Here is a 23599-nt window from a genome sequence, read left to right on the forward strand (position 1 = left end):
TTGAATATCGACTACCTTCGGTAGTCAGAGCGACGAGAAAAAATCCGGCCGGTGAGCGCGAGGCGCCAACCACACCTCACCGGCCGGCGCCGGATACCCTCGCGCACGGCCTGCGCGCGGTCGGGCGACGGCTTTATTATTTTACTGCGGGCCACCTGAGAGGTGAATCTAATGAGAACGACAACATTATCGACCGCCGCATTGATGGCTTGCGCAAGTTTCTGTGCCGTGGCCAGCGCGCAAAGCTTTATCGGCCTGGGCGAACTGACCGGGGGACCTTACTCAAGTCGTGCATCCGGGCTGTCAGGCGACGGACAATACGTGGTTGGGAGCAGTCTGATTACCGATAATGAAACCGAAGCTTTCCTGTGGACGGAAAGTACGGGCATAGTTGACTTGGGCATGCCGCCCGGCAGCGACACCAGCACGGCGAATGCAGTAAGCAACGATGGCGACACCGTGGCAGGATTTCACGGCGCCAACCTCTCAGCAACCAATCCCGCCCGCGCTATGCTATGGACCACTGGCGGTGGACCTACGGACTTCGATCCGTTCCCCGCAAACGCTGACGTCCGTGGCGCAGGTGATCTCTCGGCGGACGGAACAACTGTCGTTGGGACATATCGTCGCGGGTTTCAGGGCGCAGACGCAGCGTATCATTGGGACGGTAGTACGCTCACTACGATCGAAGACCCGAATCTTGAAGACTTTACCAATGGCACTTCTGTTTCGGCCGATGGACGCGTGGTCGCAGGAAGCATCGCCATACTCAACTTCCCGAATCCACTTATTCGCGATTCCTTCATCTGGACTGCCGATGACGGGATTACCCGACTCGGGTTCTTGCCGGGTGCTACTAACAACAGTAGTGCTAACGGAATATCAGCTGATGGTAACGTCGTGGTGGGCAGCAGCGATAACGCAGCAGGAGACAACGAAGCGTATCGCTGGACCGAAGCCGATGGCATGGTGGGCCTGGGCGATTTACCCGGAGGTGACTTCGACAGCAGAGCGGCCGACACGACAGCCGACGGCAGCATCGTTGTGGGGCGAAGCAATGTGTTGGGTGGGTTTCTCTCGTCGGCATTCGACCCCTTCATTTGGGACGAAACGGGCGGCATGCGGAATCTTGTAGACGTGCTGACCGACGACTTTGGTTTAGGTTCGGAACTAGCCGGCTGGAACCTGACCGAAGCGACCGCGATCTCTGACGACGGCAGAGTGATCGTCGGCAACGGCTTCAATCCCGATGGGAATTCCGAAGCCTGGCGGGCGGTGCTGGTGCCGGAGCCGAGTGCTGCGGTGTTGGGCATGCTCGCTCTGATTGGCCTTGGCCTTCTACGCACAAGCTGTACACGATCGATAAATCCGCTCGGTAAACGCGATGCGGCAAGACTTTCAGTCGCCTTCTTCCTCGTTAGCTTCGGCTTATGTGCTCCCGCCTCAGCGCAAAGCTTCATGGGCTTGGGTGACCTTGCCGGAGGGGATTTCCAAAGCTCCGCACTGGGCCTCTCTGCGGACGGACAAGTAGTAACCGGCAGCAGCGATACCACCAGTGGCCTAGAGGCTTTTCGTTGGTCCGAGGGCACCGGCATAGTTGGCTTGGGAGTGCCCGCGGGCAACGACAGCTCGGTTGGTTTCTCAGCGACTACTGACGGCGCAATCATATTAGGACGGCTCTTTCCTACGACAGGCTCGATCGTTCCCTTTACGTGGACCGACGCCGATGGCATCGAAAACTTTGATCCATTCCCAACGGGAGCCGTTGACAAGTTCGCGAACGACATCGATTCAGATGGGAACACAATTGTCGGATCTTATCGATCCGCCTCACGCCAACCCAACATCGCGTATCACTGGAATGGGGGCGTCCTCACCCCAATTTCCAATTCAGGGGTTGCGAATGGTGTGTCTGCAGATGGGGCGGTTGTGGTGGGCAAGAATCTGGTCAATCCAAATGGACCACTTCCGTTAATCGACGAGGCATTCGTCTGGAACGCGGCGGATGGCAACGTGGGTCTCGGTTATCTACCGGGTGGCTCCTTGGACAGCATCGCCACCAGCATCTCGGCGGATGGACTGGTGGTTGTTGGCAGAAGCGACAGCTCAAGCGGTTCTAGTGAAGCCTTTCGCTGGACTCTCGGCGACGGCATGACAGGCTTGGGCGACCTGCCGGGCGGCGATTTCAACAGCGCGGCCTCTGACGCTTCGGCCGATGGTAGAGTCATCGTCGGGCGGGGCACGACGGCCGACGGCAGCACCCCGTTCATCTGGGACGCGTCGAATGGCATGCGTGACCTAACCGATGTCTTGATCAACGACTTCGGTCTGGGCGATGAATTGGTCGGCTGGGACTTGGGTGGAGCTGAAGCAATCTCCAACGATGGCAGAGTGATCATCGGCAGAGGTATCAACCCCGACGGCAACTTCGAGGCGTGGCGGGCAGTGATGGTGCCAGAGCCAAGTACGGCGATTTTAGGGGCCGTGACATGCCTAGGGCTTTTGCTGCGAAGAACCCGCCGTGAGGCCTGAGGTTGGTCAGTACAACGCACTTGCCACAGGCGATGCATTTGTCGCCTCGGGGCACGCGTTCCCAACTGACGGCGGTCGCGCCACCGCCGTCAGTTGGCGAGGTTCGTAATTGAAGTCGGGTGGACCAGCCGCTGCGCCTTAGCTCGCCAAGCTAAGTACAGAGGTCTTCTTCGAGATTCTACACCGCTGCGCGCTGGGAGAATCCCTTCCAGCTAGCGGGTGATGCAACCTCAGTCAGTTGGCAAGTCCCTATACTCAGTAAAGCGTGTGCCACCTTAGTAGGTAATCACTTTTGGGAAGAGGGAGATGCACGGCCACACTTGAGAGAGCCGCCATCCATGTCACGGTGTCGTTTTCGGCAGGCAGCTAGCAAAGTGACGTTGAAGCCACGGAAGGCGCGCACTCTACAGATGCATACGGCGAACCCAAGTGACCAAAGTCACGCCCGTTCAATCCGGTCAGACTGTTTAACAAGGCGGTTGATGCTATGCGATTCAAGCCCGGCGATCTTGATGTGTAGGCCAAGGGTTCGAAGTGACCGCACGCATCCGTGAATGCATGCAGATCTGCCGCTTGCTATCGAATCGCTCTCAGTCCAACAATTCAATCTCGCCTGGTCGCCACGTCTTGTTGATCCATGGCTCCAGCGGCCCATACATGCGCAGAATGCAGAACCAACTCTTGTCGGGCAAAGTAGCGAGCCAGTTGCCTTCCTTACCCTTGGGTGCTTCAGGTCCGAAATAGACGTCGTAGGAGCCGTCGGCGTTCTTCTCCATGCCTTCGGTCAGGCTGCCGACGGTCGGGAACAGCTGACTGGTCTGAAGTTGGCAACGAGTCTGAGTGTCGTAAAGCGTGACGGCCCAGAAGTTGTTGACCGGCACGTTGGGCGGCAGATGCAACCTGTAGGTCTTGGATCCGTCGAAGGGCTGATTGTTCTGATCCAGGAACGCCAAGGCATAGTCGGAGCCGGCTCCGACATGGGTTGTCGCCATCGCGGGGGTAACACCACCGGCGTTGTAGTAAAACAGCACCCGCGCATCGAGATTCATGATCCCGTCCGCTTCGAATGCCGTATTCCGATTCGCGTAAGCGGTCACCCACTGGCTCTTCGAATCGGGATAGATCTTCACGCCATCGATGCGTGGGTCGTAGGTGATGGAACGCCCGGCGGCATTGCCGAGGGTCGCCGCTTCGGTCAGCAATTTCTTCATCCTGTCGTCAGGATTGAAGGGCTGTCCTTTGACGATCCCAATGCTGGCCATGTAGCCGCGAACCTCGGGACTCACCGCTTCGACCGGTTCCGACTGCACGATATTGTTCAGGATTTCGAAGTACTCCAACGTACTCGGGAAGATCGTGCTGAACGATCTCCCGGACATATTGACGAGCTCGGTGGGGGCCGGATTTGCGGCATCTTTCAGCGGATAGACCTTCAGGCCAGACCTGAAGTTCTCGACGGCTGCTTCCAGCCCGTCCTTTACTGAGCCACGCAGGAAAAGAAAGTTCCGATTTGTGGACGGCCGCATGACGAAATACCCGTCCGGAATCTCGCCCTCGTAGCCGGGAGGAATAACGAGGTATTTTCCGCCCTTGCCCTTGTCGGGCCCTGTCACCCCCATGTTTCCGACAAAGCGTTGCCAGGCATCGTCGAGGAACCCGAGCATACCCGGCGGGATTTCGATAACCGTCGGGCCGTCGTTGGCCAGATCCGTGGGCGCATAGGCATACATCGTGGAGGTATTGGACGTGATGACCGGCGTCCGGGAATCCATCATCTGTTCCCAGATGGCGATCTTATTCGGCGCGTCGGCCCCTTGCTCGGCCATGCCGGCGAGGACGCTGTAGATCGCGACGGCGCCGACGTTGTCGAGGTAGACTCCGAGCGCTCGCGAACGGGTCAGGTAGTCATAGACTTTGTCGTTGGTCTCGCCGATTGGCACGCCATCGAAGAACTCCAGCTCGCCGGCAACGGTCTCGACCTTGTCCGGGATGGAGGCGGCTTTGGTCTTCGCGGCTTCGCGTGCCGGGTCGTCCTGACCGTAGGCGGTCGCCATGGTGAGCGCGCCCATGAGTGCTAGAGTAACGATGTTCGGTTTCATGATTTCCTCTGAATGGTGTTTGGTTCTTTGTTCTCTAGGTCATTTCACCAGTTCGATCTCGCCCGGACGCCAGGTTTTGTCAAACCATGGCTCGAGCGGGCCGTATAGCCGGAGGCAGCCGAACCAGCCCTTTCCGGGCACGGTGTCGATCCAGTTGGCTGCCTTGCCCTCGGGAGCCTCTGGGCCGAAGTAGAGGTCGACCGAACCATCGGCGTTCTCGATGAGTTGATCGCGCTTGTTGTTCTTGCTGGGGAAGGGCTGACTGGTCTGGAGCTCGGAGCGTGTCTGCGGATCGTAGACGACGACCGACCAGAAATTCTTGGCCGGAACATCCGCCGGAATGCGGAGCTTGTAGTTCTTCGAGCCGTCAATTGGATTTCCGTCTTCGTCGACGTACACGAGCGCGTATTGCGAACCTTTGCCGACCATTTCCAGTGCCATTGCGGGCGTATTCACCGTGGCGATGTAGAAGAAGTAGGTGCGGGCGTCGAGATCGCGGCCCGCAAGCCCGTTGCCATCGAGCCAGCGATAGTCGCCGCCGATAAAGGCGGTCGTCCAGTGGCCGTTTTCGTAGATGTTGGCGCGTGGATCACGGTTGCGGAAAGCGATCGCGCGGGCGGTACCGTTGGCAATGGCCACCGCGTCGGTCAGGATCTTCTTCATCCGTTCGTCAGGGGCGAATTCCTTGCCTTTGACAATGCCGATGGAGGCGGCGATGCCGCGGAGTTCCGGGTCGATGAATTCGACGGGTTCCCGTTGGATGACGGTGTTCAGTTCCTCGTAGAACTCGTCGTTATTGGCGTGAATCGTATTGAAATACTCTCTCGAGGAGTTGATGAATTCCATGGCCGGAGGATCGTCGGACTTGCTCAGAGGATAGATTTTGACGCCGTCCTTGAACATCTTCACGGCGGCGTCGGTCTTGCCGTCGACGAGGAACCCGCGAAGCGGCACCCAGTTCACATAGGACGGCGAATGGGCGATGTAGTAGTCGCCTCCGTCCTTTTTGTCCTTGGGCAACTCGCCCTCATAGCCGGGAGGCACTATGAGATACTTCCCGCCCTTGCCCTGGTCGGGCCCGGGAATCCCCATGTCGATGACGAAACGGAAGAAGGCGTCGTCACAGGTGCCTGGTCCGCAGCCGGGTGGGACTTCGACCACGGTCGGTCCGTCTTTTTCAAGGTCGAGAAAGCCGATGCAATAGACGGTGTCGGTGTTGCCGGTGAGGAACAAGGGATTGGAATCCATCAAGTCCTCGAAGAGAAGCACTTGATTGCATTCGGTCGCTCCTCGGGAGATCTGACCCTGGCGCAGTCCTTCGATGGAAGTGGCGGGAATGAAATTTAGGAAGGTCTCGACCGCGCGGAGCTTGTCGAGGTTGTCATAGAGCTTTTGCGTGGTATCGGCATCGGGGATTCCATCGACAAAGTTCAGCGTTCCGATGCTGGTCTCTACCTTGTCGGGAGTCATGATTTCCGCGGGGATCTTATGGTTATAGCCCGGTGTGTTCTGCGCGAAGACAGAACCGCATGTCATGGCGAGGGCGGCCGCTATTGTGGTTGCAGTTTTCATGGGATGGATTCTGGTTTCGTTTTAAGTTAGGTGGTTGACATTCGTTGCTGAATGCGTGTGCCGGATCGAGTGATACGGCACGCGTGGTTCAGAAACGAAGGGCAGATTATTCTGTCTTCACGATTCCCGGTGGCTTCCAGCTGCCTTTGCCCGGAGGAAGGACGGACGGATCTTCGGTCTTCGGCCAGTAGAGGCGCATCACCAAATAGACGGTGTCGTTGGGCGCTGGGAGCCAGTTGGCCTCCAGGTCGCCACCGGGGTTGTCTTTCTGGATGTAGAGGGTGAGGGATCCGTCTTCGCCCTTCTTCATATTCGGAATCATCGGTGAGTTGATGAGGTAGCGGTTGATCGGATTTTCGATCAGATACTGGCTCTTTCCATCATACATGGTGACCGACCAGAAGGCGTTCACCGGCGGGTATTGGCCCGCAGGGAAGGTGATGGTGTAGTTGTTCTTGCTGCAATCGAGGGTCTCGCCCTTGCCGTCCACGCGGGTTAACGGGTAAACGGCCTCGGCGGCGCTGTTGCCATAGAGGCCGGCCTTGGCCGTGCCGGCACGTGCGAGCCAGTCGCCGTTGTAGTGGGCTTCGTCACCTGGAAGGGATCCGACTTGCCAGCCATTGACGTCGGTCATGCCCGAGGCCAGGAAGGTGCTGATTTTTTCGTCACCGGCCTTCATGCCTTCGACGATGGCTTTTTGGTGCTCTGGCGAAAGATCCTTGAGGTTGAAGGTTTTGTTAGGCCCGATGCCGATGGTCGCGAGCTTGGCACGGATGTCCTTGTCCATGTCAGATTCCGGAACGTATTCGAGCGCAGTGTCGAGGTAGCTCCAGAAGTTCTCCTTGATGCCGGCGGTGGTGGCCGGAGTGAAGTCGATCGCCGGAGCGGCGGCGGGAGCGGGTTGCTTAAGGAAGGCGGAAAGCGGCTCCACCTTGTAGCCGTCCTGCACCTTGATCACGTTCGGCATGTCTTCAGGGTTGAACAGCTGGGTGCGGTAAACGACGATGGAGAACGGCGTGCTGGAAGTGAAGAGTTCCTTGATGCCTTCCGGTTTTTCGCCTTTCCAATCGGGTCCGACGACCATGTAGCTGCCGGGATCGTTGCCGGTGGCGCGGCTGCCAATGTAGCCGTAGTTGTAAGTATTGCCGTCGCACATCATGACGGCATAGTAGCGATCTTTTTCGATCGCAGGCACGGTCAGGACGATCGGTTCGGCGCGGAGGTCGAGCCAGACGAACGAATAGGGGGTGTCGCTATTCGGCGTGATGACCGCCGTGTCCTTGTAGGTGTAGACGCGCGGCTCGTTCTTGATCTGGTTGAACGGGGCCTTGAACTGGCTGCTTTCCTTGTCGACGGCGTATTCGTACATCACGGCGTAGTTCATCACGATTGGCAGGCCGTAAATAAAGCCCTCCTCCGCGATGGTTTTGGTTTCTGCTGGGGAGGGAGCCGTCGATATGTCGGCGGCGTTTGCGCTCTTCTGGTCACACGCAGTCAACGCGAGCGCGACGGATGCGAGAGTAGCGTAGGCGATGGTGTATGGTTTCATGCTGGGCTCGAGAGTATGAATGAGAGTTTGCTGATTCAAGTCCACTAGCTTGAATTTACTAGCCGATCTAAGGCGGCTTCTGCCGGTCAAGTTAAGAGTCGAGATGAGTACGAGATCGCCCGCAGTCGATCTGCTCTGGGGAATAGGCAATCGCCGTCGCTCGGATCTCAAGTATAGCTCCCTTTTCTCCCAGCGGACATTAGCTTAGAACCCCGGCGTTCCGGACATTTTTTACCGTTAGTCCGTTGGAGGCAGTTCTTTGCGAACCGCAGACTGCGGAGGGCACCTCCTCAGCTAGAAACGGAGTATAGCTTTCGTCGTGATCTTGCTACCGCCGCCGGTTCGCAAGCTCTCAGAAGCACAGCGGATGGACCAGTTTCAGCAAGTTAGCGGCTTGGCTAAGCCGTAGAGGTGACCGACCGGCGGCGACACCTCTGCAGCTAGGCCGGGAGGCGCCGCCCTGGTCGGATTTTCTACGCCTGGCGGAATCTGCGGCGGCAGCACGGACACTCGCCGTCGAAACCGTGCATCAGCGCGGTGAACGCCGTTGGCTGCGGCAGCGACATGATCGCCTTGAACGCGAGCGGGTCGCGATGGGCGTAGTGTCGGTACGTGACGCCGCCCACGGAATGCCCGAGGATTTCGATGGAAGACTCCGGCATGTGCTCGTCGTAATAGGTCGCGCAGGTCTTCCGCAGGTCCTTCAGGACCCACTTCTTTTCCTCGCCCGTCTCCACGTCATGCTTCGGTTTGACCCCGGCCAAGACGCAGAGCCGCTGGAACTGCGCGTTCGGACGTGAGGTGCCGCAGTGGAACACCGGCTGATCCGGCTCAACCACGTTCGGTCGGAGGCTCTTGAGATGCACCTTTACCACTCGATTCATCGGACGATAGAACTGCTTCTTCGTTTTCACGCGTCGGTAGTACAGCCAGCCGTAACGTGAGTCTTTACCTTGGCCATTCGGCGGCTCAAGTCGCCAGCAGATGTGACGCCACAAAACGGGCTCGTGGAAAGATGCCGACTTGAAGACTGTCCCGGTGTCGACGCCGTAGTTGAAGAAAACAACCAGGGCCGCGCGCCAATAGTGGCCGACGGTCAACGGTTGCTTCCAGCCCCTCGGCCGTTCTAATTCGTACGTTGCGAAGTAGAGGGCGTTCAAGTCCGCCTTCGTGAGGTAGTGACGTCCGGCAACGTCACGCTGCGGCTTCGGTTTGGGCAGCCTTGGCAGCTTCTCCAGGAAATCCTGCTCCCAGGCCCAGGACAGGATCGCCCTCAGGTTCTCGCGGGATTTGTTGGCCGTGCGCCCGGCATTCGACCCGCCGTCCGCGGCTGCCTTCTCATGGACCCAGTCCAGGAAGTCGCGCAGGTGAACCCTGCCGATCTGGTCAACGTCGACTCCTTTCCCCCAGGCGGTCCACTTGGTGACGGTGCCCCGGTATTCCTTGCAGGTGCCGGACGAAAGTTTCTTGGCGGCCAGGTACTTGGCGGCGACGGACTCAAAGCTGTGAGACATGGTGACGGCTCCAGACCGTCGGCACATGCTTCCGTCCCAGGTTCCACCAGCCGATGGCCATAACCGGCCTCCTGCTGAACTTCCTGTCACTCTGTGATGAGGTCAGGCAGCATACGCTAGCTGCACAGATGACCTCATTTTAGTCAAGAAATCGGCCAGGTGTGCGATTTGGCCATTGGGCTAATCTGCGTCGGCCGATGCAACCGCCGTCGGTTGGCCGATCTGCGAGGCGGCTGAGGTGAGCTGCACCGAGGTGACCTGCGGGTCTGGCCGAAAGTACCTAAGTGTGTCACGCCTGGGAACCGAGCAGCAGTCCAAAGTGCGACTTTCAGCGCTGGCTGAAGAATCGAAAAACGGGTAACGAATTCAAGCCGCGTTACGAAGAACGGAAGATGGAAGCGAAGGAGCTTAAAGGTCGCTTACTCTCGGGCATCCTTCGTGCGAAGTGTTGTTTTGGAGACCAACAGGAATAACGACCACAATGCGATAGTTAATCCGTACTCAACCAAGAGGCGCCCCGCATCGACCATTGCCGGGAGAATTATCTCACCGTTCGACCCTACCGATATTCTCTCTTGATAGAGATCTTTGGAAAACACAAACCGTCGAGATGCCCATAATGGGAATCCGGAAGGCACGCTTACGGCCCTTGATGTAGAGGCCCGGGATTGGTAGGCAAATCGAGGTGGAAACAACGATACAGCTATAAGCACGCCAATTGCAAAGAACGCGGATCTTCTGAATGTCGGCGACATGGAAATCCCCAATTCAAAACACGTCCAGCACAGTCTCGAAAGAACCGCGCAATTTCCTTTAACTTCAACTCATACTACCAGAATTGAGGCTGTTTTTGAACCCGATGGTGTTTAGCAATTTGTAAAAGGTCGCAATAGAAAGAGTCTCTCGCAAAGTGTCGAGCCAGCGGCGGTGGCCGATTCTCGCTGGGCCACACCCTCCGTGGCATCGACTGATCTGTCCAAGACATCATCATCTGCATGCTACCTGCTTGGCCAGGATTCTTCATGAAGCCGCCACGCAATAGGTACTCTACATGGCAACGCTGACTGCAACTTGATTCAATCCAACCATCCGCAAGTTTTATCAACATCTGTTGGCAAACGGGAAAGAGAAAAAAGTTGCGTTGGTTGCCGCGATGCGCAAGTTTTTAACGATTCTCAACACGCTCATCAAGAAGGATGAGCTATGGAAAAATCCGGCATGAAAGAAAACGAGCGTTTGACCAACAAATGATCAAACGCTCTTGTGCATCATTGACGCACTCGGCCTTGGATATCCCTCGCGAGGTTGCGTCTCCGCAGAGCCACGCTCCGTTTCTCCAGGCAACGACGAGTATACTCCTCTGTGCTTCATTGAACACTCGCCATGCCTCAAAAATCTCGGGGGTTTGGGGGCTGGCCCCCAAGATATAGTGGCAAGATTTCGACTTGCCTATTGACTCCATTTAAGACCGTCGCTCTGCACTTATCTGGTGCCGGATTTCCGCCATAAAAGAGCTCGCCCTGCAAAATGTCCTCTTCCTCGGAGACATCGACGCCTTGCTGGCGGCGCAGATATTGCACGTCGTTCACCTGCCGCACCGTGACAAAAAGCCAGGGACTCCTTCCTGGGCGAGCACTCATTTCCACTTGCAAAGTCCCGCTGACTATTCTGAACTTCTCGTTGATCGATTCCTCGCCCTGGACTTCACTGTACTTTGCCAGCAGAGTCGGCAGCTTTCTCAGCGAATAGGCGGGCCAAGCTTTGGACACGGCGAAGAGCGCGGCCGTCTCAAATACCTCGGGCGGCGTATCGGGCTCGGTCACCATGATCACGCATCTGGGGTCTAGCACGGTGGGCGTTCCGACACCGTAGTCGTTCCCCGGCAGCAGCATACTAACTCCCCATTCCTTCATTGGCTTACCCACCACTATTGTCTTTAGGAATCGCTGCAAATCGTCGTCGATAACATCTACCCACTTTTGGTGCAGCCGCCGCCGTTCCAAAGAATCACGCCGGCGCGATCCTTCTAGCTCGGCTAACTCGCCTCGATGCAGGAGACTTTGAGCCCACAGTCCCCCAACCAAACCGACGATAGTCACCAAAAGCACAAGTTCGCGAAGAGACAGACGAAGCCAGCGGCGTACGCTTGAGCCCATGTTGCACCTCGGCCGTCGAAACGAATAGAAAGTGATAGACGCCTTAAGTACTGTTGCAGCGTGATTTTCAATAGTCTAGCGACTCTTCGCTGGCCATGCTATCGACTCATGTACCCGGCGACTGGCTATCGGATATAGGGACACCGCCATACCTTACGCGGAGTTTGTACCTGCTTCGGCTAGAAAAACCAGAAGGTTAAGCCGTCATTTTCGTCGCGGCCAACTGGCTGCGGAGCGACAAAGATCTGGAAAGTCATGACGTGATTTCCCGCAAACACTTTCGCGTAACGATTGCCGTCACCTGAGATGGACGATTGGTTTTCGATTTGCTAAACCGCGCAAGCCGTCCTCAGGTGCACGGCCTGGTTTGCTGCCTCGGCTAAGAATCAGTGTGCGCATGGGTACCTCCAACTAAAGCAAGTACTAATAAACATTCTGTCGTGTCGTGCTCATCGATAGGGACGCCAACCTTGCCCAGTGGCGATTAGCCCGATCCCCGCAACGAACGCGAGGAGAAACAAATTGGCCCCTTTGGGAATCTGCCAGTTATTGTTGATCGCAATACCGAAGTAGCCGACCACACCAACTAAGACCAGTAAGCCCCCAATAATGGTGATCGGTATTGATCGATCGGCACCTGCCGAGGGTGTGCGGTCGGTCAACGCCGCCTTCCGTTTCTTCTCGTGCAGCTTCGAGTACAGAAGCCATGCGGCGATCTGCGGTAATGCTATCAACAGAATGAACCCGTAAGCGAATACAAAGAATTTCCATTCTGGCCACTTGCCCGTCAAATAGCTCAACCAGACGAGGAAGAGTCCCGGAAGCAACAGCGCCGCGACAGAAATGACGATGGTCAGCCGTCCAAAGTTCTTGTCGCTCCACCGCCACAGGCGCGTTAGGCGCGTCAAAGCTCTTGCGCGCACAGGCTCGTCCGCCAGAAATCGATCCAGGTCCTCGGACAATTCTGCGGCGGATGCGTAGCGAGCGAGTGGCTTCTTTTCAAGGCACTTTAGACACACTGAGTCTATATCCTTTGGTATCGATGTATTGAGTCGTCGGGGTGAAACGGGCTCCTGTTCAATCACCTGCAGTAGCGTATCGACGGAGTTGTCTGCTTGGTGAGGGGGGCGACCGGTCAGCAGCACGTATAGGATTGCGCCCAGTGCGTAGACGTCCGATCGTGCATCGACCTCGCTTGTGCGCCCGGCAGCCTGTTCAGGCGACATGTAGGCGGGTGTGCCAAGTATTTGACCCGTAGCGGTGAGTTCGCTATCGCCATCAACCCGCTTTGCCAAACCAAAGTCTGTCACCTTGGGATCGCCGTTGGTGTCAATTAGAACGTTGCCGGGCTTCAGATCGCGATGGATGACGCCCCGCTCGTGGGCGTAAGCCACGGCTTCAGCAATCTTCTTCACGTAGTGAGCCGCTTCTCGCGGTGGTAGCGGACCCTCACGAAGCCTGTCGGCCAGGCTGCCGCCATCCACATAGGCCATGGAGAGATAGTGCTGGTCCTTGTGCTCGCCCACTTCGTAGATCGGTACGATGCCTGGGTGGTCGAGTTGGGCCGCGGCTTCCGCTTCAACATGGAAGCGCTCGATCTCCTGTGCCCCAGCCATCTGCCCTGCGAGGATCAACTTTAAGGCGACGATCCTGTTGAGGCTTACTTGCCGGGCCTTGTAGACGACCCCCATCCCACCGCGTGCAACTTCCTCTAAGAGTTCGTAGTCGCCAAGGTACCGAATCCTCTCTCCCGGCCGTGGCGAAGCATGAGTTGGCCGATCGGAATCAACCGTCGGCGCTTCGGGATCCGATTTCGGCAGGTCGCCCTCGGGGACCGATTCCTCAAGCCCTACGGCCATCAGGCATTTGGGGCACAATCCCCCAGGGACGTTGGATGGCAGTGCGGCGTTACATTTCGGACAAGTTGCGTATTCGGTCACCTCGAAGCTCCTTTGGGTTGGCCCTCTACCTTCTTCTGACGGAAGCGAGTGCAAAGGTGACAAAGAATTTTTCCGTTTTTTCACTACTCGAATACGGCAAACAGGCTGCGGATCTCGTCATCGACTTCCCCTCGGTTGACGACAGTTTGCTCAATTTCTTCTCGTAACAGTTCTCGATACCGTTTGCGGATGCGTGAGGCCGATTTCTTGGCCGCTGACTCCGTCATTCCCAATTTCTCCGCCGCGGCTGCGTAGGTGCCACCGGAGTGATCGCCGACCAGATAGCATCGTAATGCCTCAAATTGATCCGCTTTGCCAGCGCGGTCGAATTCACACTCGAGACGCTCCATGATTTGCGATAGCAGCGTCATGGCCCAGTGCCGGTCGTAGATTTGTTCGGGAGTTAGCCCGCCGGTGAGACCAATATCGAGTGACGATTCTGCCGCAGCAAAGTCGAGCGACAGCGGTGCTTTGCCGGCACCCCGTTTCTGCGCGCGTCCCTTTTCCCTTTCCTTGGACAAGAAGTTCTTGAAAGCCGTTAGCAAGAAAGCGCGAAATCGCCCGCGGTTCGGGTCTGCGGTGCCAACATAATTCTTCTCCAGCAGCTCAGCAAAGAAGGCCTGAGTTAAATCCTGGGCTTCCGCTTGGTCTGCAACCCGTCGTCGCACGTAACTGTACAGCGGCAGCCAATAATTCTCGCACAGCACCGCTAAGGCCTCACGTGCCTGTCGATGCTCGACGTCGCCCGCGGTGAGCACGATGCTCCAGTGCGTGGTGGCAAATTCGTGCGGGTGGGCTGGTTTGGAATCAGAAGAGTTGCTGGCGTCCATCCCGACATTGTAACACCTCAGAAAATAATACGTTCCCTTGTATTAGCACGCTCTAGCGACGAACAATTGGTATCGGCGGGAGCCACAAGGTCTTCGATTTGCATTGAACGTGGCGGCTCGATAGCCGCCAAACGGGTTCTCGAGAACAGGTCGGCCTCGCCGCGCAAACTGCGTATGTATTCAAGCCCGCCGCCGGAAATGCTAGATAGCTGGTGCAGCGGTGGCGAGACCGCCGTCAAATTACCGGATCTCGAACTGAACGCGGTTGGACCAGCTTCAGCAAGTTGCGCCGGCCCGGAACTTGCTGAGGTCGTGTCCGCGATTTGACACCGCTGCGCCGAAGCCCTCCGGCCAACTGAGCGAGGGTGATGCACCCGCCGCGAGTTTGAGAGTCGGCGAAATGCAGTCGGTCGGGGCGACCTCAGCAGGAGATGGGCGGTTTCAGCTGGCCCCAGGCACCTTATGGCATTTGTTATAATCGGCCGTATGGCCGAAGTGACCGAAATCCTGTCCCAGATCGAGCAAGGTGATCCTGCGGCGGCGGACCAGCTGTTGCCACTAGTGTACGACGAGCTGCGAAAGCTAGCCGCCGCGCGCCTTTCTCACGAAAAACCGGGCCAGACGCTGCAGGCCACGGCCCTCGTGCATGAGGCGTACTTGCGACTTGTCGATGGCACGAATTCCACCCAATGGAACGGCCGAAGTCACTTCTTTGCCGCGGCTGCTGAGGCGATGCGTCGTTTGTTGGTCGAACAGGCACGCAGGAAACAGTGCCTCAAACGCGGGGGACATTTCGAGCGGGAAGTCTTCGACGATCACCACCTTGCTGCACCGAATACCTCTGTTGATCTACTCGCCCTGAATGAAGCTTTAGCCGTCTTTGGGGAACGCGAACCGCGCAAGGCGGAACTTGTCAAACTGCGATATTTCGCCGGCCTCACAATTGCTCAGGCTGCCGAAGTGTTGGGGATCTCTGAGTCGACTGCCGACGCGGACTGGGCTTATGCGAAGTCGTGGCTGCGTCTGCACTTAGAGCAATAGTGACCCGTGCCGAGAATTGAATCTCCACTATATTTCAGAGAAATCTCCATTCTGATCGGGGAATTCTCTGCCCAATCTCGCACTGACACTTTGAGGGGTAAGTCATGGTGCAAGAAAAAAATCACGAGCAAGCCGTCTTCGAAGAGGCCAGGAATCTCGATTCCGCTGCTGATCGCGACGCTTATCTAAGCGAGATATGCGGCGAGGACCAGGAATTTAGATCTCGCGTCGAAGATCTGCTGCGAGTTTACGACGAGGACACTACTTTTTTAGAGTCTCCTCCCGAAGCCTGTATCCTCGACAGATCCATCGCCGAGCAACCGGGCGACACGATCGGCCCGTACAAGCTGTTGCAGCAGATCGGCGAGGGGGGCATGGGCGTGGTTTATATGGCCGAGCAGACCGCGCCGGTCGAACGGCGGGTAGCGCTGAAGATCATCAAGCCGGGTATGGATACCCGTCAGGTGATCGCCCGTTTCGAGGCCGAGCGTCAGGCGCTAGCCATGATGGACCATCCCAATATTGCCAAGGTGCTTGAGGCAGGCACGACGGCAGCGGGCCTCCCCTACTTCGTAATGGAGCTGGTGAAAGGAGTGCCCATCACCGAGTACTGCGACCAGCAACAGCTCGATCCCCGGCAGCGATTAGAGCTATTTATTCCCGTCTGCCAAGCTGTGCAACACGCCCACCAGAAGGGCATCATCCATCGCGATATCAAGCCGTCCAACGTGCTGGTAGCCCGTTACGATGGCCAAGCAATACCCAAGATCATCGATTTCGGCGTCGCCAAGGCTACTCAACAACGGCTGACGGAAAAGACGCTATTTACCGAGTTTGGTCAGGTCGTCGGGACTATGGAGTATATGAGTCCCGAGCAGGCCGAATTCAATCAGATGGACATCGATACTCGCACTGATATCTACTCACTTGGAGTGCTTTTGTATGAGCTTCTGGCTGGTGAGACACCATTCGAACGCGAGCGACTCCGCAGCGCGGCCTTTGACGAAATGCTGCGGATCATCCGCGAAGATGAACCTCCCCGCCCAAGCGTGAAATTGAGTACGAGCCAGTCTCTTGCATCGATCGCGGCCGATCGCCAATTGGAACCGAGCAAGCTAGGCGCACTAGTACGTGGCGAGTTGGACTGGATTGTGATGAAGGCGATTGAGAAAGATCGCGCGCGGCGGTACGAGACAGCGAGCGACCTTGCCGAGGATGTGCAACGTTACCTCAGCGACGAACCAGTCGAAGCCTGCCCTCCGTCCAGTATTTACCTCGTCGGTAAGTTCACCCGCCGTAATCGAGGGTGGCTCTCGACAACTGCTGTTGTATTGCTAATTGCGTTTGTCGGATTAGGGGCCAGTACCTATCTGATCGCCCAGGAACGCGACGCAGCCGAAGAGTCGGCTCGGCGAGAAGCGATTGCCGCCGAAGAAGCCGATCGAGAGCGCCAACGGGCCGAACAAAACCTGCGTCAATCACGCGCAGCGGTTGACCGGCTCTTTACACGGGCTGCTGAGGAACTGGTCAATGTACCGCACATGACCGAGGTGCGCCGAGCACTGCTGGAAGATGCAGCCGAGTTCTATGAAGGCTTCTTACAGCAAAAGAGCGCCGATCCAGAGATTCGAAAAGAGACAGCCCTTGCCTATCAACGCCTCGGGTTCGCCTACGAGTTTCTTGGGCGATATGGGGACGCCGTAGCGGCGACGCAAAAGGCTGCGTCAATGTATGAGCAGCTCGCCGACGAATTTCCGGCAGCGCCCGATTACCGTATCCGGCTCGCGGATAGTCTCAATGAACTGGCAGTTAGGTTGCGTCGCAGCGGCCATCCCAATGAATCGGTCGCGATGATACGGCGATCCTTACAGGTCGCCGAACGGCTGGCGAGCGAGCATCCCACGGTTGTCCGGTATCGTCGAAAGGCGGCGCGACTGCCAGTGGACGCCGCCAATCAGGGGGGACCATGGCCTGCGACGATTCCGGAACGCGTGGACCTCTGCCGCCTTTCGCTGGCACGTTGGCTGCAGTTTCGCGAGGACTTTCCACACTTGAAGATGAACCCCTGGGAGGAGGGGCATTCGCATCACTGGCTGGCCAGCAATCTGATGAAGATCGGCGAGTACGAGGAGGCCGAGCAGCACCTGCGGCTCTCTCGAGACATTCGCCAGCAACTGTTGGATAGGTTCCCGAACGACGCATGGGCAAGGGCGCGTCTAGGCCATGTTGAGATATATCTGGCCCAAGCGCTGCTCCACCGCGGGGCCGCGCCGGAGGCGGAACAGAATCTCCGCTCGGCGATTGAAGGTCTGGGGCGCCTGAAAGATGACTTTCCCGACGTTGACCTATATCGCAAACACATGAGTCTTGCGCTACGTGTTCTTGCTGAAGTCCTAATCGCCCAAGGCCGGCTCGAGGAGGCCGAGGACGCCTATCTTGGCAAGATCGCCCAGCAGACGAAACGCCCTGGAGACGATGCTATCGCCAAGCGAGAAACCGCCTGGACGTTCTACGATCTGGGGCTGCTCCAGCACTACCAGGGAAAGACCCAGGCCGCAGCCGACTCGTTCCGCCTTGCGTTCGAAGGCTTTGAAAGCGCGTTAAGCAAATCACCAGGTACGTCCCACCAAGATCTCGCCAAGAGCGCCCTGCGTTGGACGCGCGTTGCTTGCCCGATGTCACCGTTCCGCGCTGCCGAGACGTCGATCACGTATTCCAACGAGGCCCTGCAGAGGGCCCCCGAGTCGCCCGACTACTGGAACTCGCTCGGCATCGGGCACTACCGCGCCGGTGATTTCGACGAGGCGATCACTGCGCTTGACCGATCGATCGAGTTTGGGGGCGAGGACGACATGAGCAACTACTACTTCCTGGCAATGGCCCATTGGCGGCGCGGCGAGCAGGACGAAGCCCGCCAGTCGTATGGTCGCGGAGTGGAGAAGCAAGAAGCGGCAGGTATCACGACGCTATCGAACTTGGAACTGGCCAGCTTTCGTCGCGAGGCCGAAGAAGTGCTCGGCATCGACGCGAACGCGGTCGATCAGTCATCGACCAACGCAGAGGTGCGTTAATCAACTGTGAACAATTCGTTTCAATCTATTCCGTTTTTCGACAACGAGACTGATTCCGATAACCGAAGTGCAGTTTCAAAAACCCGGTCGGTGAGCCAGTAGCGCCAACCACCACTCACCGACCGGTGCCGCATACCCCAGCGCACGGTCCGCGCGCCCAGGGCGATGGATTTCTTATTGTAACGCGGGCAGAAAAGGGAATATCGCTATGGTTCTTTCCAATCTCACATTTCGCTCGATGTATTATGGCAAACGTCTATCGGTCTTTGCCGCCGTGATCGCGGTCGCTCTTACAAGCTCATCGGTATTCGGAATTCAGATCAACATTAGTCTCGACTCGAATACGAGCGAGAATCCTAGCTGGGATCAAACTGGAAGTTTGCTTCGCAACACGTTCTTAGCTGCGGCGGACATTTGGGAAGACTTGCTGCCCGGACCGGGGACTTTTGACGTCGACGTAGAATGGGATGACGACATTGGGTCTAATACGCTGGGATTGTGGACAGAATATCCGCTTGCTGACAACACGATCGAAATCAATCCGAACTTCGACTGGTATTATGACTCATCTCCTTCGAACCACAGCGAATTTAACTTCACGACAAAGAATCCGGCAACGAGCGGTGCATCATCCTATTTTGGGGGACAGTGGTTATATGGCGACCTTAGTGCTAGCGAACGGTCCTCATGGTTCACCGGCGCTCCACCCAGCGTGATGGAAGTAGGCTACCGAGGCTACGCAACCTCTCCTTCCCGTCAGAATCAGTTTGACTTATTAAGCGTAGTTCTTCACGAATTGGGACACGAACTTGGCGTCAATACTGGAGAAGGTCCGTACGAGGCTCAACCGTCATGGATTGGCAACTTTTCGGCCGGCTTCAATGGTCCGTCCGGCGACGGTGGGCACCTCGCTGCGCTGACTACGCTTATGACGCCAATAACTCCCCCTGGAACACGAGTATTGCCGTCGGCTGTTGACGTTTTTGCAGTTGCGGACGTACTCAACTTCACGGCAGCAGGCATCGACCTCGATCGCAAAGAGTATGTTGCCGGCTCTGGTTTGTGGAGTAATGGAATTGGGTGGATCGGCGGAACCTTTCCAGACGGCGACGACGATGCATTTATCCGATCTCCAACCGCAAATCCCACAGTCGATCTATCGGCAAATGCCTCCGCACGAAATCTCTTTGTCGGTCAGGGCGATAATCTGTCGACAAACAGTCATTCTTTGTTTGTAAGCAATACCGTGACCGCCAACGGCCTCGATACAGACATATTCGTAGATACAGGAGGATTGTTGGACACAAACAATCTGTTTGTTCAGAATCAGGCCGAGCTTCAAGTCTTGGGTGGGTCAATCGATGCTTTCACGCTCATCACTCGGCCCGATACTCTCTTGTTAGGAAATGGAGGGAGCGGAAATGCAGGAGGCGTCCATATTCGAAGCGTTCTCATCAACGATGGAACGATTCGGGCAACCAACGGACTTACGCTTTCCTTCACAACAAGTGTTCCCTCCAGTTCTACCGTTTGGAACCTGGACGGAACCGGTGAGGATGGCGTTCTCGATGCACGAAGCGGCAATATTAGCTTTCCACAAGGCCGACTTACGGATGCATTCAATGGCACGATGATGGTTGGGGCAGCACGTACGCTCTACATCGACAATACGGTCAATATTGAAACGGGAGGTCTTGTCTCCTTGCAAGGCGGAACTAGTTTATCCACAGCTGCCGTGTTTCGGTCATCGTCGGGGCTCTATCTGCATGCGGACACCGATTTGGAGATATCGGGATTCGCGCAGATCGATGGGAATTTTGGAACCTCAGGCGATGTCACGGTAGAAGATTCTGGAAACTTGGAGATTACTGGTCCAGGGAGCAACGTCGATGGGCACATTGAACTGGGTGATTCAGCGGATCTGGATATTGCATCGAGTTTTGCGTCCTGGGGAGGTACCTACAATTTGGGTAGTGGTTCGCTACTAAACATTCAAGGATCGATGGAATTTGCAGGGAACGGTTCATTTGCGGGCCAGGGTAGGGTCCGCTTGCAGGGCGATACTCGATTCTTTGGTGGAACGTACTCCACCGCTGGTGTGGTCGAACAGATTGGAAACGCTCTCGTCGACAGTTCTTCGCCAACAATTCTGAATGGCAATGGCACTTGGGATCTGGATGGCAACAGTGGAGATACTGTCTGGACCGTTAATAGCGATCTCACGCTCAACGTGTCGAGAATCGAAACAGGATCAGGCACTCAGATCTTCAATGGGCGTATCGATTTGAACGGCAGTGGCACAACCATGACAGTAAATACGTCAACGGCGTGGACCTTGGATGGCAGGTTGGATTTGGACGACGGTACCGTGCTTGCCGGTTCGGCGCAGATGAACGTCACTGGCACGGTCAACGCGGAGACGAGCAGGATTACTGCGCCGGTTGCGTTCAAATCGGGTACCTCGGTGGTGATAGGCGCAGGTGACGTACTGCAGCTTGACGGCACAACCAATTACGAAGGCGGAGCCTATCGGGGCGGGACCATTCAGCAAGACGGCACGGCGAACGTGACCGCAAACACCACCCTCGGTATAAATGTTTATCAAATGCCGCCCATTGCCGGGCCCCCAGCAACAACCTATTGGCTCGATGAATTCGACTGGGACGGATCCGTGGGCGGATCGGCCGTTACCAACATCGCCTCAGGGGTCACGTTCATCATCAATGCCGTTCAAATTGACGGCATTCCGACCACCGACGGCTACGATGGGACTCTAAACATCAACGGTGGCACGTTGCTCGTGAATACCGGAACTCGAACCGTGATTCCCCTCCCGCCAAATGCTTCTGCTCCTCCCGTCATCTCTCCAACTCCCTGGCTGCTGGATGGAACGATGAATCTGCAGGGCATTGGCGGAAACAGCGCCGTTGTCAGTTCGCAGTACGGCTCTCCGCTACACATTCATGGGGTTGTGACTGCTCTTGGAGGGAACACAGCCATGTCGGGCATGGCGGTGATTCTCGAACAAGATGCGAGGATCAATGTAGAAAACGGAGCAACTTTAAGCACGGGACTCAACGCGCAGGGGATGATCGAAGTACAATCGGGCGGTGTATTACGTCTTAATTCGTCGAGCACGTTGCAGTCGGCCGTACGGATGACAATCGATGGCACGGCGGAGTTTACAAGTAACGCAACTTTCCAAGGTGGCACCTACCAGGGCACTGGAACATTGAGCTTGCAGGGAAACGCCAACATTTCTCAAGACACCGTACTGGGTGTAAACTCGCGATTCGAGACGGGGAGCAACACACAGATTGCTGCGGGGCAAGAATTGCAGCTGAGTAACGACGCGGTAGTCGAAGAGAACGCTGTTATCCAAGGCGATGGCGCCCTCCACAATTTAATTGGCTCACACTTGGCGTTGCGAGATGGTGCGGTGATATCCGCGCAGCTTATCAACCAAGGAACCATGTCTCCGGGATCGTCACCGGGAACTGCGATGGTAGAGGATTTGGAACTTGGAGAGACAAGTGTTGTCGAAATGGAGATCAATGGCCTAGCAGTTGACCGCATTATTGGGAACGTCCAGCTGGGTGGCAGGCTAGATATTTTTGTCAACAATCCGGCGCCTGGCGTGGCGTACAACATCTTTAAGGGCGAGATAACGGGCATGTTCGACGATGTGAGCGATGGCAGTCGGATCGCGACGGCAGACGGGAAAGGTTCTTTCGTTTTCGATTGCAATGGAAGTACTTGTTCACTCTCCGAATATGTCGCGTCACCGATGTTGGCCGGTGACTACAACAACGACGGCATTGTGAACATTGCCGACTACCCTGTCTTTCGAGACATGCTTGGCGCCACCGGCATCGGCCTGGCGGCGGACGGCAATGGTGACGGCCTCATCTCGGTGCTCGACTACGACGTGTGGAAAGGCAACTTCGGCAAGACCAGCACTTCAAGTGCTGGCTATGGGCACCAACTGACGGTACCCGAGCCGGCGGCTGTAACCTCGTTGCTCTTGGCAATAGCAATCATTGGTTTGCCTTCGATGCGTTGCCGCTGTTCTCGCTGACACGGTTCCTGCGCTCTCGAGACTTTGAAAGATTATTTCTGACCACAAATTCTAAACATGGAGACTTCGCCATGACTCAACATGAACTTCAGAGCAACACGCGCCGCCGGACGGTTGCCCACGCTTCTCGGCGAACTGCATTTACGGTGGTTGAATTAGTTGTAACAGTCAGTTTAGTTGCAATGCTGTTGACTCTAACCACTCCAGCAGTTCACGATGCGAACCGAAACGCACAGCAATTACAGCTTGAGAATAAGTTACTTAATTTAACGCGTTTATTGGAAGGTTACCGCGCTACGCATCCTAGCAATCGCATCCCAACTCTCGCAGCATTTGTGGAGTGGTACCGCAATCTAGAGCCCACTGAGTTTGATAACAACTACCAATGGGAGGAGGGTAGCGAGGTCATCGAAATTCGAAAATACGACTATTGCGTCGAAGTAAGGTCGATTGATTACGATGGCTTTGTACTCTGCCTGGTTCCCAAACCACCCTACCGAACCGGTTACTTTCTGCTGTGTATCGACCAGGATGGCCATACAGTTGAAGAGCGCTCCGACGAAGAGGGTGAGCGAATCTACCGCGAACGCATGCGGAGAGCGCGGTGGCGAGTCTACCAGGGGCTAGGAGACCTGATTGCCAACTCAAACGGACCAGTAGAAGCGTCGGCAGTGCTTCCCTACCTGGAACTCACGGAGAACAACTATCAAAACGCCAAGCAACTCGACAGCGATGACGATGAATTCGTTGGTTTCGTCGAGTTTGAGGCATTCATGGCGCCCAAAGAAGACGATCCCAAGAGCCTCGCGATCGTGCGTGATACCTATCGCGATGTGTTCGCGATCTGCCGTTTTGATGACGATAATATCATGCCCGGCATCTCTGTTGTCGACTTCGCAAGTGATGCGGCGGACGTTTTCAGTGCGGAGTCCCTTGCCATCCCGATTGACCAGTCCGTGGCAAAGGAGGGCGTCGCTTTCTCGCTATACGTGAAGTTGCGATCCGCGGAGGAAGCGCGGTTTGATGGGGACCTGCATTCTTGCGAAGAGTCCGTTCAGTCGTTTCGCAACGAACTCGCAGCTCAGTCTGACAAATCAATTAGTTCGGCTGACGCATTGATGTTCGATTATCTCGCAAGCGTGCTGTGTCCGGAAGCACTGCCACAGGAAGTAGATGTGCCGTGAGAGCGAAGCACAACCTGCTAAATACGAGTGCGG

The 23599-nt window shown here is 56.4% G+C and carries 12 protein-coding genes; 5 read left to right on the forward strand and 7 right to left on the reverse strand.

Annotated features, from left to right (window positions below; all coding sequences use genetic code 11):
• Nucleotides 1-171: 171 nt before the first annotated feature.
• Nucleotides 172-2532 carry a hypothetical protein gene (locus NG895_RS09085; protein WP_252852168.1) on the forward strand — a complete coding sequence of 787 codons (2361 nt, stop codon included), beginning with the start codon at nt 172-174 and terminating at the stop codon, nt 2530-2532.
• A gap of 590 nt (nt 2533-3122) precedes the next feature.
• On the opposite strand, the gene NG895_RS09090 is transcribed toward NG895_RS09085, so the two are convergent.
• The 7 genes from NG895_RS09090 to NG895_RS09125 all read right to left on the reverse strand — a co-directional run bounded on the left by NG895_RS09090 (nt 3123) and on the right by NG895_RS09125 (nt 14192).
• Nucleotides 3123-4631 carry a DUF1254 domain-containing protein gene (locus tag NG895_RS09090; RefSeq protein WP_252852169.1) on the reverse strand — a complete coding sequence of 503 codons (1509 nt, stop codon included), beginning with the start codon at nt 4629-4631 and terminating at the stop codon, nt 3123-3125.
• 39 nt (nt 4632-4670) lie between these two features.
• Nucleotides 4671-6203 (reverse strand): DUF1254 domain-containing protein, encoded by a 1533-nt coding sequence (locus NG895_RS09095; RefSeq protein WP_252852170.1) that lies wholly within the window; start codon nt 6201-6203, stop codon nt 4671-4673.
• A 106-nt stretch (nt 6204-6309) separates the two neighbouring features.
• Complete coding sequence (locus tag NG895_RS09100; RefSeq protein ID WP_252852171.1) at nt 6310-7752, reverse strand: DUF1254 domain-containing protein; 1443 nt, start codon at nt 7750-7752, stop codon at nt 6310-6312.
• Nucleotides 7753-8225: 473 nt separating this feature from the next.
• On the reverse strand, nt 8226-9266 hold the full coding sequence (locus tag NG895_RS09105) for a tyrosine-type recombinase/integrase (protein ID WP_252852172.1): 1041 nt from the start codon (nt 9264-9266) through the stop codon (nt 8226-8228).
• A 1388-nt stretch (nt 9267-10654) separates the two neighbouring features.
• Nucleotides 10655-11092, reverse strand: coding sequence for a hypothetical protein (locus tag NG895_RS09115; RefSeq protein WP_252852173.1), 438 nt, complete (start codon nt 11090-11092; stop codon nt 10655-10657).
• Between the two features lie 779 nt (nt 11093-11871).
• Nucleotides 11872-13362 carry a serine/threonine-protein kinase gene (locus NG895_RS09120; RefSeq protein WP_252852174.1) on the reverse strand — a complete coding sequence of 497 codons (1491 nt, stop codon included), beginning with the start codon at nt 13360-13362 and terminating at the stop codon, nt 11872-11874.
• 83 nt (nt 13363-13445) lie between these two features.
• A complete protein-coding gene (locus NG895_RS09125) occupies nt 13446-14192 on the reverse strand; it encodes an RNA polymerase sigma factor (protein WP_252852175.1) in 747 nt (248 codons plus the stop codon).
• Nucleotides 14193-14654: 462 nt separating this feature from the next.
• On the opposite strand from NG895_RS09125, the gene NG895_RS09130 reads away from it, so the two are divergent.
• The 4 genes from NG895_RS09130 (at nt 14655) to NG895_RS09145 (ending at nt 23566) form a co-directional block, all read left to right on the forward strand.
• Nucleotides 14655-15233, forward strand: a complete 579-nt coding sequence (locus NG895_RS09130; RefSeq protein ID WP_252852176.1) for an ECF-type sigma factor — start codon at nt 14655-14657, stop codon at nt 15231-15233.
• A 104-nt stretch (nt 15234-15337) separates the two neighbouring features.
• The gene (locus tag NG895_RS09135) at nt 15338-18304 is read left to right on the forward strand and encodes a serine/threonine-protein kinase (protein WP_252852177.1); all 2967 of its coding nucleotides are present in this window, start codon (nt 15338-15340) and stop codon (nt 18302-18304) included.
• A 208-nt stretch (nt 18305-18512) separates the two neighbouring features.
• On the forward strand, nt 18513-22382 hold the full coding sequence (locus NG895_RS09140; RefSeq protein ID WP_252852178.1) for a beta strand repeat-containing protein: 3870 nt from the start codon (nt 18513-18515) through the stop codon (nt 22380-22382).
• 71 nt (nt 22383-22453) lie between these two features.
• Entirely contained in the window at nt 22454-23566 is a 1113-nt protein-coding gene (locus NG895_RS09145; protein ID WP_252852179.1) for a type II secretion system protein, read from the forward strand.
• Nucleotides 23567-23599: the final 33 nt, after the last annotated feature.

The organism is Aeoliella straminimaris, from assembly GCF_024054565.1.
Taxonomy (GTDB): Bacteria; Planctomycetota; Planctomycetia; order Pirellulales; family Lacipirellulaceae; genus Aeoliella; species Aeoliella straminimaris.